The sequence below is a fragment of the Pseudomonas aeruginosa genome (assembly GCF_001457615.1).
Lineage (GTDB): Bacteria > Pseudomonadota > Gammaproteobacteria > Pseudomonadales > Pseudomonadaceae > Pseudomonas > Pseudomonas aeruginosa.
The window spans coordinates 4,640,931-4,653,088 of sequence record NZ_LN831024.1 but is presented as its reverse complement, the minus strand read 5'-3'; the positions used below and the strand labels follow the sequence as shown (position 1 = coordinate 4,653,088).

The 12,158-nt window shown below is 68.5% G+C and carries 9 protein-coding genes; 2 read left to right on the top strand and 7 right to left on the bottom strand.

Annotated elements, in window-relative coordinates:
- Nucleotides 1-70 precede the first annotated feature (70 nt).
- Nucleotides 71-859: an AraC family transcriptional regulator gene (locus AT700_RS21385; protein WP_003103062.1), complete on the top strand. Its 789-nt coding sequence runs from the start codon at nucleotides 71-73 to the stop codon at nucleotides 857-859.
- Here AT700_RS21385 and prpD read toward each other — a convergent pair.
- The 6 genes from prpD to AT700_RS21355 form a co-directional block, all read right to left on the bottom strand.
- Nucleotides 837-2,321, bottom strand: a complete 1,485-nt coding sequence (gene prpD / locus AT700_RS21380; protein WP_003103059.1) for a 2-methylcitrate dehydratase — start codon at nucleotides 2,319-2,321, stop codon at nucleotides 837-839. The genes AT700_RS21385 and prpD overlap by 23 nt on opposite strands.
- Nucleotides 2,322-2,455: 134 nt before the next feature.
- On the bottom strand, nucleotides 2,456-3,643 hold the full coding sequence (gene prpF, locus AT700_RS21375; RefSeq protein ID WP_003103056.1) for a 2-methylaconitate cis-trans isomerase PrpF: 1,188 nt from the start codon (nucleotides 3,641-3,643) through the stop codon (nucleotides 2,456-2,458).
- 118 nt (nucleotides 3,644-3,761) lie between these two features.
- Complete coding sequence (acnD, locus tag AT700_RS21370) at nucleotides 3,762-6,368, bottom strand: Fe/S-dependent 2-methylisocitrate dehydratase AcnD (protein ID WP_003085627.1); 2,607 nt, start codon at nucleotides 6,366-6,368, stop codon at nucleotides 3,762-3,764.
- A 130-nt stretch (nucleotides 6,369-6,498) separates the two neighbouring features.
- Nucleotides 6,499-7,626, bottom strand: a complete 1,128-nt coding sequence (prpC, locus tag AT700_RS21365) for a 2-methylcitrate synthase (protein WP_003103050.1) — start codon at nucleotides 7,624-7,626, stop codon at nucleotides 6,499-6,501.
- A gap of 92 nt (nucleotides 7,627-7,718) precedes the next feature.
- Nucleotides 7,719-8,615: a methylisocitrate lyase gene (gene prpB / locus AT700_RS21360; protein ID WP_003103044.1), complete on the bottom strand. Its 897-nt coding sequence runs from the start codon at nucleotides 8,613-8,615 to the stop codon at nucleotides 7,719-7,721.
- A gap of 10 nt (nucleotides 8,616-8,625) precedes the next feature.
- On the bottom strand, nucleotides 8,626-9,348 hold the full coding sequence (locus AT700_RS21355; protein ID WP_003085635.1) for a GntR family transcriptional regulator: 723 nt from the start codon (nucleotides 9,346-9,348) through the stop codon (nucleotides 8,626-8,628).
- Nucleotides 9,349-9,465: 117 nt separating this feature from the next.
- Here AT700_RS21355 and AT700_RS21350 point away from each other — a divergent pair, with 117 nt between their 5' ends.
- Complete coding sequence (locus AT700_RS21350) at nucleotides 9,466-10,116, top strand: class I SAM-dependent methyltransferase (RefSeq protein WP_003118644.1); 651 nt, start codon at nucleotides 9,466-9,468, stop codon at nucleotides 10,114-10,116.
- Nucleotides 10,117-10,129: 13 nt separating this feature from the next.
- Here AT700_RS21350 and AT700_RS21345 read toward each other — a convergent pair whose 3' ends face one another.
- The gene (locus AT700_RS21345; RefSeq protein WP_003118645.1) at nucleotides 10,130-12,121 is read right to left on the bottom strand and encodes a DEAD/DEAH box helicase; all 1,992 of its coding nucleotides are present in this window, start codon (nucleotides 12,119-12,121) and stop codon (nucleotides 10,130-10,132) included.
- Nucleotides 12,122-12,158: the final 37 nt, after the last annotated feature.

Genomic DNA, 12,158 nt, shown 5'->3' with positions numbered 1-12,158 from the left:
GGCGTCCCGGGGCTGGCCCGCTTCGCGAGGTTGGCCAATACTATTCGCGTTTCGGCCAGGTGCTTCGACCATGCGCAACGCTTCCATCGAGCAGTACGACGCCACGCCCCGGGCCGTGGTGGCCATGGGTACCGACTATCCCGACGGCTACCTGCTGCCGCGCCATCGGCATCGTCGCGCGCAACTGCTGTACGGTGCCAGCGGGGTGATGCAGGTGCGTACCGGCGACGCCGGCTGGGTGGTGCCGCCACAGCGCGCAGTGTGGATTCCGCCGGGCGTCGAGCACGAGGTGCGAATGCTCGGGGTGAGCACCCGCAGCCTGTACATCGAGCCCGGCAGCGCCATGGCGATGCCGGCGCACTGCCAGGTGCTGGCGGTGTCGCCGCTGCTGCGGCAACTGTTGCTGGCGGCGGTGGACATGCCCCTGGAATACGACACCGAAGGTCGCGACGGCGCGTTGGCGACGCTGTTGCTCCATGAGCTGGCGGCGGCCGAGACGCTGCCGCTGCACGTGCCCTTGCCGCCCGAGCCGCGCTGGCTGGCGCTCTGCGAGGCGTTCCTCGTCGAGCCCGACATCCGCGCCAGCGCCGAACGCTGGGCCGGGTTGCTGCATACCAGCCTGCGCAGTTTCAACCGCACCTTCCGTCGCTACACCGGCCTCAGCTTCGGTGCCTGGAAGCAACGCGCCTGCGTGGTGCAGGCACTGGCGCGGCTGGCCGGCGGCGAAACGGTCACCGCCATCGCCCTGGACTGCGGCTACCAGAGCCCGGCAGCCTTCTCGACCATGTTCCGCCGGGTCCTCGGCCAGCCGCCCAGCGCCTTCCAGGCGGGCGCGCTCAGATCGCCAGGAGGTCCATGAAGCGGTTCACCGGCGTGGCTTCCAGCGATGCCTGGTGGCTGCACAGGTCGAAGATCCTCTGGCAGCGCTGCGGCGGGAAGCGTGTGGCTAGGTTGGCCTTGAACTTCTCCTGCAGCAGCGGAATGCCTTCGGCGCGCCGGCGGCGATGGCCGAGCGGGTACTCCACGGCGACCTGGCCGGTGCTGCTGCCGTCGTCGAAGAACACTTCCACGGCGTTGGCGATGGAGCGCTTGTCCGCCTCCAGGTATTCACGGCTGTAGCGCGGCTCCTCGACGATCTCCATTTTCTCGCGCAAGCGGTCGATCAGCGGGTGGGCGGCGTGGAAGGCGTCCTCGTAGTGCTCGGCCACCAGGTCGCCGAAGATCAGCGGCACGGCGGTCATGTACTGCAGGCAATGGTCGCGGTCTGCGGGGTTGGCCAGCGGGCCGACCTTGGAAATGATGCGGATCGCCGACTCGTGGGTGGTGATGACGATGCGGCTGATCCGTTGCAGGCGGTCCTTCACCAGCGGATGCAGGCGCACGGCGGCCTCGGCGGCGGTCTGCGCGTGGAATTCGGCGGGGAAGCTGATCTTGAACAGCACGTTTTCCATCACGTAGCTGCCGTAGCCCTGGGGGAAGCTGAAGCGCCGCTTGTCCTCGGGCTTGGTCGCCAGGTCCTTGCTGGTGTGGCTGAACAGGACATCGTAGAAACCCCATTGCGGCGCGCTGAGCACGCCGGGGATGCCCATCTCGCCGCGCAAGGCGATGTCCGCCAGGCGCACGCCGCGGCTCGTCGCGTCGCCAGCGGCCCAGGACTTGCGCGAGCCGGCGTTCGGTGCGTGACGGTAGGTGCGCAGGGCCTGGCCGTCGACGAAGGCGTGGGAGAGGGCGGCCAGCAGTTGCTCGCGGTCGGCCCCCATCAGCTTGGCGCAGACGGCGGTGGACGCGACCTTGACCAGCAGCACATGGTCGAGGCCGACGCGATTGAACGAGTTCTCCAGGGCGATCACGCCCTGGATCTCGTGGGCCATGATCATCGCTTCCAGTACCTGGCGCATGCTCAGCGGCGCTTCGCCGTTGGCCAGGCGTTTCTGCGAGAGGTGGTCGGCGACGGCGAGGATGCCGCCGAGGTTGTCCGAGGGATGGCCCCACTCGGCGGCCAGCCAGGTGTCGTTGTAGTCCAGCCAGCGGACGATGCAGCCGATGTCCCAGGCGGCCTTGACCGGGTCGAGCCGGAAGGAGGTGCCCGGCACCCGCGCGCCGTGCGGGACCAGGGTGCCCTCGACCAGCGGGCCGAGGTGCTTGGTGCATTCCGGGAAGCGCAGCGCCAGCAGGCCGCAGCCGAGGGTATCCATCAGGCAGTTGCGGGCGGTGTCCAGGGCCTCCGTGGAATCGATGCGGTAGTCCAGCACGTAGTCGGCGATGTCCTGCAGGACGGCGTCGTAGTCGGGACGTTGGTTGAGATCGACGTTGGCACTCATCGCGTACTCCAGTGGTTCGTAAGTGGTGGGTTTCCTCTCGGGTCAGGCTGGTTCGGGGATGGTTTTTCTTGTCGTGGCTGCAAGACGCCCCGGCCTTTCGCGGTGGCGGAAGGCCGGGGCAAGGATAGGTCGGTTCAGAAGGCGTCGCCGGGTACGCGCACCCAGCCTTCCATGAGGATTCGCGCGCTGCGGCTCATGATCGCCTTGGTCACCGTCCATTCGCCGTTCGCCTGGCTGGCCTCGGCGCCCACTCGCAGGGTGCCGGAGGGATGGCCGAAGCGTACCGCGCTGCGTTCGCCGCCGCCGGCGGCGAGGTTCACCAGGGTGCCGGGAATGGCTGCGGCGGTGCCGATGGCCACCGCCGCGGTACCCATCATCGCGTGGTGCAGCTTGCCCATGGACAGCGCGCGGACCAGCAGGTCGATATCGCCGGCCGCCACCAGCTTGCCGCTGGCGGTGCGGTAGTCGCGGGGCGGGGCGACGAAGGCGATCTTCGGCGTGTGCTGGCGGGTCGCGGCTTCCTCGGGGGTCTTGATCAGGCCCATGCGCAGGGCGCCGGCGACGCGGATCCGTTCGAAGCGCGCCAGTTGCTGCGGGTCGCCGTTGATCTCTTCGCGCAGCTCGGTGCCGCGGTAGCCGATCTCCTCGGCATTGACGAACACCGTGGGAATCCCGGCGTTGATCATGGTCGCCTTGAAGGTACCGACCCCCGGCACCTCCAGATCGTCCACCAGGTTGCCGGTGGGGAACATGGCGCCGCCGTCCTCGCCGTCGTCGGACGGGTCGAGGAACTCCAGCACGATCTCGGCCGCCGGGAAGGTCACTCCGTCCAGCTCGAAGTCGCCGGTTTCCTGGACTTGGCCGCCGCTCACCGGCACGTGGGCGATGATGGTCTTGCCGATATTGGCCTGCCAGATGCGCACCTCGCAGATGCCGTCTTCCGGTATCCGCGCCGGATCCACCAGCCCGGCGTGCAGGGCGAAGGCGCCGGCCCCGGTGGAGAGGTTGCCGCAGTTGCCGCTCCAGTCGACGAAGGGCTTGTCGATGGAGACCTGGCCGTAGAGGTAGTCGACGTCATGGCCCGGCTGGCTGCTCTTCGAGAGGATCACGCACTTGCTGGTGCTGGAGGTGGCGCCGCCCATCCCGTCGATGTGCGCGGCATAGGGGTCGGGACTGCCGATCACCCGCATGAACAGCCGGTCGCGCGCCTCGCCGGGGACCCGGCAGGATTCCGGCAGGTCTTCCAGGCGGAAGAACACGCCCTTGCTGGTGCCGCCGCGCAGGTAGGTGGCGGGGATGCGGATCTGGGGTGGGTGGGCCATGCGTCGTCGTCCTCGGCAATCGAATTCAGGGGCAGCGGCTGCGTTCGACAGCCGCTGCCGGTCGTCGGCGGATGACGCTACGCGTCGTCCGTCCTACCAGGGTGTTTCGCCGGCGCCATCAGGCGCCGGCCGCCTCCAGGAAGTCCTGGGCGAAGCGTTGCAGTACGCCGCCGGCTTCGTAGATGGAGACTTCCTCGTCGCTGTCCAGGCGGCAGGTCACCGGCACTTCGAGCCGCTCCCCGTCGCGCCGGTGGATGACCAGGGTCAGGTCGGCGCGCGGCCGGCGAGCGCCGAGCACGTCGAAGGTCTCGCTGCCGTCGATCCCCAGGGTCAGGCGGGTGGTACCCGGCTTGAACTCCAGCGGCAGCACGCCCATGCCGATCAGGTTGGTGCGGTGGATGCGCTCGAAGCCCTCGGCGACGATCGCCTCCACCCCGGCCAGGCGCACGCCCTTGGCCGCCCAGTCGCGCGAAGAACCCTGCCCGTAGTCGGCGCCGGCGACGATGATCAGCGGCTGCTTGCGCTCCATGTAGGTCTCGATGGCTTCCCACATGCGCATCACCTTGCCTTCCGGCTCGACCCGCGCCAGCGAACCCTGCTTCACGCTGCCGTCGGCGTTGCGCACCATCTCGTTGAACAGCTTCGGGTTGGCGAAGGTCGCGCGTTGCGCGGTGAGGTGGTCGCCGCGGTGGGTGGCGTAGGAGTTGAAGTCCTCCTCGGGCAGGCCCATTTTCGCCAGGTATTCGCCTGCCGCGCTGTCGGCGAGGATCGCGTTGGACGGCGACAGGTGGTCGGTGGTGATGTTGTCCGGCAGCACCGCCAGCGGGCGCATGCCGCGCAGGGTGCGTTCGCCGGCGAGGGCGCCTTCCCAGTACGGCGGGCGGCGGATGTAGGTGCTCGTCGGGCGCCAGGCGTAGAGCGGGTCGACCTTCTCGCGCTCGCCGTGGGTGATGTCGAACATCGGGATGTAGACCTGGCGGAACTGCTCGGGCTTCACCGCCGCCCTGACCACCGCGTCGATCTCCTCGTCGCTCGGCCAGAGGTCCTTCAGGCGGATCTCCTTGCCGTCCACCACGCCGAGCACGTCGCGCTCGATGTCGAAGCGGATGGTCCCGGCGATGGCGTAGGCCACCACCAGCGGCGGCGAGGCGAGGAAGGCCTGCTTGGCGTAGGGGTGGATGCGCCCGTCGAAGTTGCGGTTGCCGGAGAGCACCGCGGTGGCGTACAGGTCGCGCTCGACGATCTCCTGCTGGATCGCCGGGTCGAGGGCGCCGGACATGCCGTTGCAAGACGTGCAGGCGTAGGCCACCACGCCGAAGCCGAGGGCTTCCAGGTGCGGCAGCAGGCCGGCTTCGCGCAGGTATTCGGTGACCACCTTGGAGCCGGGTGCCAGCGAGGTCTTCACCCATGGCTTGCGGACCAGGCCGAGGCGGTCGGCGTTGCGCGCCAGCAGGCCGGCGGCGATCACGTTGCGCGGGTTGCTGGTGTTGGTGCAACTGGTGATCGCGGCGATGATCACCGCGCCGTCCGGCATCAGGCCCTCGGCTTCCTCGGCGCGGGCCCGCTCGAGGTTGCCGGCGATGCCTTTCGCCGCCAGTTCGCTGGTGGCGACCCTGGCGTGCGGATTGGACGGGCCGGCCATGTTGCGCACCACGCTGGACAGGTCGAACTTCAGTACCCGCTCGTACTCGGCGTCGACCAGGCTGTCGGCCCAGAGTCCGGCGGTGCGCGCATAGGCCTCCACCAGGGCGACCTGCTCGTCGTCGCGGCCGGTGAGGCGCAGGTAGTCGATGGTCTGCTGGTCGATGGCGAACATCGCCGCAGTGGCGCCGTATTCCGGAGCCATGTTGGAGATGGTCGCGCGGTCGCCGAGGGTCAGGCTGGAGGCGCCTTCGCCGTAGAACTCCAGGTAGGCGCCGACCACCTTCTGCTTGCGCAGGAACTCGGTCAGGGCCAGCACCACGTCGGTGGCGGTGATGCCCGGCTGGCGACGGCCGCTCAGCTCGACGCCGACGATGTCCGGCAGGCGCATCCAGGAGGCGCGGCCGAGCATCACGTTCTCCGCTTCCAGGCCGCCGACGCCGATGGCGATCACGCCCAGGGCGTCGACGTGCGGGGTATGGCTGTCGGTGCCCACGCAGGTATCGGGGAAGGCCACGCCGTCGCGCGCCTGGATCACCGGCGACATTTTCTCCAGGTTGATCTGGTGCATGATGCCGTTGCCCGGCGGGATCACGTCGACGTTGCGGAAGGCCTGCTTGGTCCAGTCGATGAAGTGGAAGCGGTCCTCGTTGCGGCGGTCCTCGATGGCGCGGTTCTTGGCGAAGGCCTCGGGGTCGTAGCCGCCGCATTCCACCGCCAGCGAGTGGTCGACGATCAGTTGCACCGGCACCACCGGGTTGACCTGGGCCGGGTCGCCGCCCTTGTCGGCGATGGCGTCGCGCAGGCCGGCGAGGTCGACCAGAGCGGTCTGCCCGAGGATGTCATGGCAGACCACCCGCGCCGGGTACCAGGGGAAGTCGAGGTCGCGCTTGCGCTCGACCAGTTGGCGCAGCGAAGCCTCCAGGGTCGCCGGGTCGCAGCGGCGCACCAGGTTCTCGGCGAGCACGCGGGAGGTATAGGGCAGCTTGGCGTAGGCGCCGGGCTGGATCGCCTCGACCGCCTCGCGGGCGTCGAAGTAGTCCAGGCGGGTGCCGGGGAGCGGTTTGCGGTGTGCGCTGTTCATGGCTCGGACTCAATCACGGGGTGTTCGGAAGCGTGTCGCTCGCGCCGCGGCGCAGCCCACGCCGGCCTTTCGAATTCTGGGTGCGGCAACCGTCCGGCGCGCTCGCGTTCGGCGCGCCGGACGGCATGGATCAGCGTTGCTCCAGCGGCACGAACGCACGCTGCTCGACGCCGGTGTACTCGGCGCTCGGGCGGATGATGCGGTTGTTGGCGCGCTGTTCGAAGACGTGGGCGGTCCAGCCGCTGGTCCGCGAGCAGACGAAGATCGGCGTGAACAGCTTGGTCGGGATGCCCATGAAGTGATACGCCGAGGCGTGGTAGAAGTCGGCGTTGGGGAACAGCTTCTTCTGCTCCCACATGGTCTTGTCGATGGCCTCGGAAACCGCGAACAGAACCTTGTCGCCGACCTCGTCGGCGAGCTGCTTCGACCAACCCTTGATCACTTCGTTGCGTGGGTCGGAATCCTTGTAGATGGCATGCCCGAAGCCCATGATCTTGTCCTTGCGCTCGAGCATCTTCAGCAGCTCGGCGGTGGCTTCCTGCGGCGAAGAGAAGCGTTCGATCAGTTCCATCGCCGCCTCGTTGGCGCCGCCGTGCAGCGGGCCGCGCAGCGAGCCGATGGCGCCGGTGACGCAGGAGTACAGGTCGGACAGGGTCGAGGCGCAAACCCGCGCGGTGAAGGTGGATGCGTTGAACTCATGCTCGGCGTAGAGGATCAGCGAGACGTTCATCACCTTCACGTGCAGCTCGCTGGGCTTCTTGCCGTGGAGCAGGGCGAGGAAGTGCCCGCCGATGGTCGGCTCGTCGCTGTTGCAGTCGATGCGCTGGCCTTCGTGGGTGAAGCGGTACCAGTAGGTCATGATCGCCGGGAAGGCGGCGAGCAGGCGGTCGGCGACGTCGCGCTGCTGGTCGAAGCTCAGCTCCGGTTCCAGGGTGCCGAGGACCGAGGCGCCAGTGCGCATCACGTCCATCGGGTGGGCGTCCTTGGGAATCCGTTCGAGAACTTCCTTCAGCGCCTGCGGCAGGTCGCGCTGGCCCTGGAGCTTCTTCAGGTAGGCGTCGAGCTGTTGCTTGTTCGGCAGTTCGCCGTAGAGCAGCAGGTAGGCGACTTCCTCGAAGATCGCCGCCGCCGCCAGGTCGCGGACGTCGTAGCCACGGTAGGTCAGGCCGGCGCCTTCCTGGCCGACGGTGGACAGGGCTGTCTGACCGGCCACCTGGCCACGCAGGCCGGCGCCACTCAGTACTTTTGCTTCAGCCATTGCTCTCTCCTTTCTTGAACTTTTTCTGGATGCTGCAACTCGGTTTCACGGGGTTTGCGGACCGGCGCTCAGGCGCACGCCGGGCTTGATGTTCAGGCGTTCTTCTTCTGCGCGAAGAGCGCGTCGAGCTTCTGCTCGAAGCTGTGGTAATCGATGCGATCGTACAGCTCCATGCGGGTCTGCATGGTATCGATCACATTCTTCTGGGTGCCGTCGCGACGGATCGCGGTGTAGACGTTCTCCGCCGCCTTGTTCATGGCGCGGAAGGCCGACAGCGGGTAGAGCACCAGGGACACGTCGGCGGAGGCCAGTTCGTCGGTGGTGAACAGCGGGGTGGCGCCGAACTCGGTGATGTTGGCCAGCACCGGCACCTTCACCGCGGCGGCGAATTCCTTGTACATGGCCAGTTCGGTCATGGCTTCCGGGAAGATCATGTCGGCACCGGCCTCGACACAGGCGCAGGCGCGGTCGATGGCGGCCTGCAGGCCTTCCACGGCCAGCGCGTCGGTGCGCGCCATGATCACGAAGGAGTCGTCGCTGCGGGCATCGACGGCGGCCTTGATGCGGTCGACCATCTCCTGCTGCGAGACGATCTCCTTGTTCGGCCTATGGCCGCAGCGCTTGGCGCCGACCTGGTCCTCGATATGCATCGCGGCGGCGCCGAACTTGATCATCGACTTCACCGTGCGGGCGACGTTGAACGCCGAGGAGCCGAAGCCGGTGTCGACGTCCACCAGCAGCGGCAGGTCGCAGACGTCGGTGATCCGGCGCACGTCGGTGAGCACGTCGTCGAGGCCGCTGATACCCAGGTCCGGCAGGCCCAGGGAACCGGCGGCGACGCCGCCGCCGGACAGGTAGATGGCCTTGAAGCCGGCGCGCTTGGCCAGCAGGGCGTGGTTGGCGTTGATGGTGCCGACCACCTGCAGCGGGTGTTCGGTGGCCACGGCTTCGCGGAAGCGCTGGCCGGGGGTAAGGGACGTCTGGCTCATCACGGACCTCTTAGACGGTGGAGGAAGCGGAGGCGAGCTTCGCCGGCTGGGGTTCCAGCTGGCGCTCGATATTGCGGCGCGACGCACTGATGTGGCGGCGCATCAGCAGCTCGGCCAGTTCGCCGTCACGGTCGGCGATGGCGTCGAGAATGCGGTGGTGTTCGGCGAAGGCCTGGCGCGGCCGGTTCGGCGTGGTCGAGTACTGGATGCGGTACATCCGCACCAGTTGGTAGAGCTCGCCGCAGAGCATGCGGGTGAGAGTGGCGTTGCCGCTGCCCTGGATGATCCGGTAGTGGAAGTCGTAGTCGCCTTCCTGCTGGTAATAGCCGCGCCCGGCCTGGAACGCCTCGTCGCGCTCGTGGGTGTCGAGCACCCGGCGCAACTCGTCGATCTCGGCCTGGCTCATGCGCTCGGCGGCCAGTCGGCAGGCCATGCCTTCCAGGGACTCGCGGATCTCGTAGAGCTCGATCAGCTCGGCGTGGCTCAGCGACACCACCCGCGCCCCGACATGCGGCACCCGCACCAGCAGGCGCAGGCCTTCCAGGCGGTGGATCGCCTCGCGCAGCGGGCCGCGGCTGATGCCGTAGGTGCGCGCCAGCTCCGGCTCGGAGATCTTGCTGCCCGGCGCGATCTCGCCGCTGACGATGGCGCTCTGGATCTTGCGGAAGACGTGTTCCGACAAGGTCTCTCCGTCGTCATGGGCAATCTCGAGAGGGGGCGGGTTCTGGGTCATGGTACTGGCTGTTCGGGTCGATGTGTCGACAATATTTGCGAAAGCTACCGCCTGGATTGCGTGGGGTCAATCATTCGTCGCTTGATTGTCGACAATCGTCTAATGCATCGCTGGTCTATGCTTTCCCCTCCAGCCGCTGTGCCAGGAGAGAGTTTCGTGGGCATCTATGACCGTTACGTGTTGCCGCGCCTGATCGACTTCGCCTGCGGCATGGGCGACGTGATGAAGCAGCGTTCGCTGCTGGTGCCGCGCGCCCATGGGCGGGTGCTGGAGATCGGTCTGGGCACCGGGCTCAACCTGGGCTTCTACGACGCGGCGAAGGTGTCGGCGATCGTCGGCGTCGACCCGGCCGCGCAAATGCAGGCGCTGGCCCGCGAGCGCGCGGCGCAAATCGGCATCCCGGTGGAAATGGTCGCCCTCGAGCTTGGCGAGATCCGCGCCGAGGCGGAAAGCTTCGACACCATCGTCTGCACTTTCACCCTTTGCTCCATCGCCGCGCCGCTGCCGGCGCTGGGCGAGATGCGTCGGGTGCTGAAGCGTGGCGGCGAATTGCTGTTCTGCGAGCATGGGCGCGCGCCGGACGCCTCGGTGCTGGCCTGGCAACGGCGCCTGACGCCCTGGTGGAAACCGCTGGCCGGCGGTTGCCACCTGGACCGCGACATGCCGGCCTTGCTGCGCGAGGCCGGCTTTCGCATCGACGAGCTGGAACAGGGCTACCTGCCCGGGCCGCGGCCGATGACCTACGTCTACCGCGGCGTCGCGCGCTGAATCCGGGCGGCCCTCAGAGCGCCTTGGGCAAGGGCGCGAACAGCGCGTCGATATCGGCCTCGTCGAGCTTCCAGCCGTCGCCGTTGCCTTCGCTGAACAGGCCGTCGGCGAGGGCGGCCTTTTCCTGCTGCAGGTGCTGGATCTTCTCTTCCACCGTGCCGCGGGCGATCAGCCGGTAGACGAACACCGGCTTGTCCTGGCCGATGCGGTAGGCGCGGTCGCTGGCCTGGTTCTCCACCGCCGGGTTCCACCAGGGATCGTAGTGGATCACGGTGTCCGCCGCGGTCAGGTTGAGGCCGACCCCGCCTGCCTTCAAGCTGATCAGGAACACCGGCACCTTGCCGCTCTGGAAGCGCTGTACCGGGGCGCGGCGGTCGCGGGTCTCGCCGGTCAGCAGGACGTAGTCGACGCCGCGCTGGCGCAGGGCGTCCTCGATCAGCGCGAGCATCGAGGTGAACTGCGAGAACAGCAGGACCCGGCGACCCTCGGCGATCAGTTCGTCGAGCATGTCGAGCAGGTAGGCCAGCTTGCCCGAGCTGAGCGCCCGGCCGCTGCGCGCGCCGTCTTCCTGGCGTTGCAGCAGGCGCGTGTCGCAGCAGACCTGGCGCAGCTTGAGCAGCGCCTCGAGGATCACGATGCGGCTGCGCGCCAGGCCGCGCCGGGCGATCTCCTCGCGGACCTTGCGGTCCAGCGCCAGGCGCACGGTCTCGTAGAGTTCGCGTTGCGCCTCGCTGAGTTCGACGAACTGGGTGAACTCGCTCTTCGGCGGCAGTTCCGAGGCCACCTGTTCCTTGGTCCGTCGCAGCAGGAACGGCCGCAGGCGCGCGGCCAGGTGACTGAGGCGTGCCTCGTCGCCGTGCTTCTCGATCGGCGTGCGGTAGTCCTGGGCGAACTGGCGGGCGTCGCCGAGCCAGCCGGGCATCAGGAAATGGAACAGCGACCAGAGTTCGCCGAGGTGGTTCTCCAGCGGCGTGCCGGTCAGGCACAGGCGATGCCGTGCCGCCAGCTCGCGGGCGGCGACGGCGGCCTTGGTGGTGGCGTTCTTGATGTTCTGCGCCTCGTCGAGGATCAGCAGGTGGAACCGCCGCTTGCCCAGCTCGGCGGCGTCGCGTGGCAGCAGGGCATAGGTGGTCAGCACCAGGTCGTGCTCGTCGATGCGGGCGAAGTCGCGGCGCCGGCCGGCGCCGTGCAGGGCCAGCACGCGCAGATCGGGGGCGAAGCGCTCGGCCTCGTCCAGCCAGTTGGGGATCAGGCTGGTGGGCATCACCACCAGCGCCGGCGTGTCGAGCCGCCCGGCCTGCTTTTCCAGGAGCACGTGGGCCAGCGACTGCAAGGTCTTGCCCAGCCCCATGTCGTCGGCCAGCACGCCGCCGCTGTCGAGTTCGCGCAGGGTCTGCATCCAGCTCAGGCCTTCGAGCTGGTAGGGCCGCAGTTCGGCGCGCAGGCCTTGCGGCGGGGTCGCCGGACGAGCCTGGAAACTGCGTAGGCGGCGGGCGAAGTCGCGCAGGTTGTCGCCGCCTTCCCAGGCCAGCGGCAACTCGTCGAGATCGGCCAGGCGCGCCGCGTCCGGTGCGCCCAGGCGCAGCTTGCGCTGCGGTTCGGGGTCGCCCAGGTAGAAGTCGGAAAGCGCCGCCAGCACCGGCTTCAGGCGGCCGAAGGGCAGCGCCACGCGCAGCGGCGGGTTGAGTTCCAGGCGCAGCACCAGTTGCTCTTCGTCGGCGTGCCGGGCGAGGGCGCGCGGATCGAGCAGGGCCGGGCTGCGGCGGATCAGCTCGGTCAGCGCCGGCAGCAGGCTGACCCGCTGGCCGGCGACCTGGATGCCCAGTTCCAGCTCGAACCACTGGCGGTCGTCGGCTTCCTCGACCTCGGCGTACCAGGCGTCGATGGGCGTCAGGTCGTAGGCGAAGTCGGCGCGGATGTCGATGAACCAGCCCTGCTGGCGCAGGCGCGGCAGGTCGTCCTGCATGAAGTGCAGCCAGGCGTTGTCGCCGGGCAGTTCGAACATCTCGCCGGCGCTTTCCTCGAGCGCGTCGCTGCGCCGG

Excerpts from the sequence above, each read along its gene's own strand:
- AT700_RS21355 (WP_003085635.1), bottom strand. The coding sequence starts at position 9,348 with ATGACCCAGAACCCGCCCCCTCTCGAGATTGCCCATGACGACGGAGAG.
- acnD (WP_003085627.1), bottom strand. The coding sequence starts at position 6,368 with ATGAACAGCGCACACCGCAAACCGCTCCCCGGCACCCGCCTGGACTAC.
- AT700_RS21350 (WP_003118644.1), top strand. The coding sequence starts at position 9,466 with ATGCTTTCCCCTCCAGCCGCTGTGCCAGGAGAGAGTTTCGTGGGCATC.
- prpB (WP_003103044.1), bottom strand. The coding sequence starts at position 8,615 with ATGAGCCAGACGTCCCTTACCCCCGGCCAGCGCTTCCGCGAAGCCGTG.
- AT700_RS21385 (WP_003103062.1), top strand. The coding sequence starts at position 71 with ATGCGCAACGCTTCCATCGAGCAGTACGACGCCACGCCCCGGGCCGTG.
- prpF (WP_003103056.1), bottom strand. The coding sequence starts at position 3,643 with ATGGCCCACCCACCCCAGATCCGCATCCCCGCCACCTACCTGCGCGGC.
- prpD (WP_003103059.1), bottom strand. The coding sequence starts at position 2,321 with ATGAGTGCCAACGTCGATCTCAACCAACGTCCCGACTACGACGCCGTC.
- prpC (WP_003103050.1), bottom strand. The coding sequence starts at position 7,626 with ATGGCTGAAGCAAAAGTACTGAGTGGCGCCGGCCTGCGTGGCCAGGTG.
- AT700_RS21345 (WP_003118645.1), bottom strand. The coding sequence starts at position 12,121 with ATGTTCGAACTGCCCGGCGACAACGCCTGGCTGCACTTCATGCAGGAC.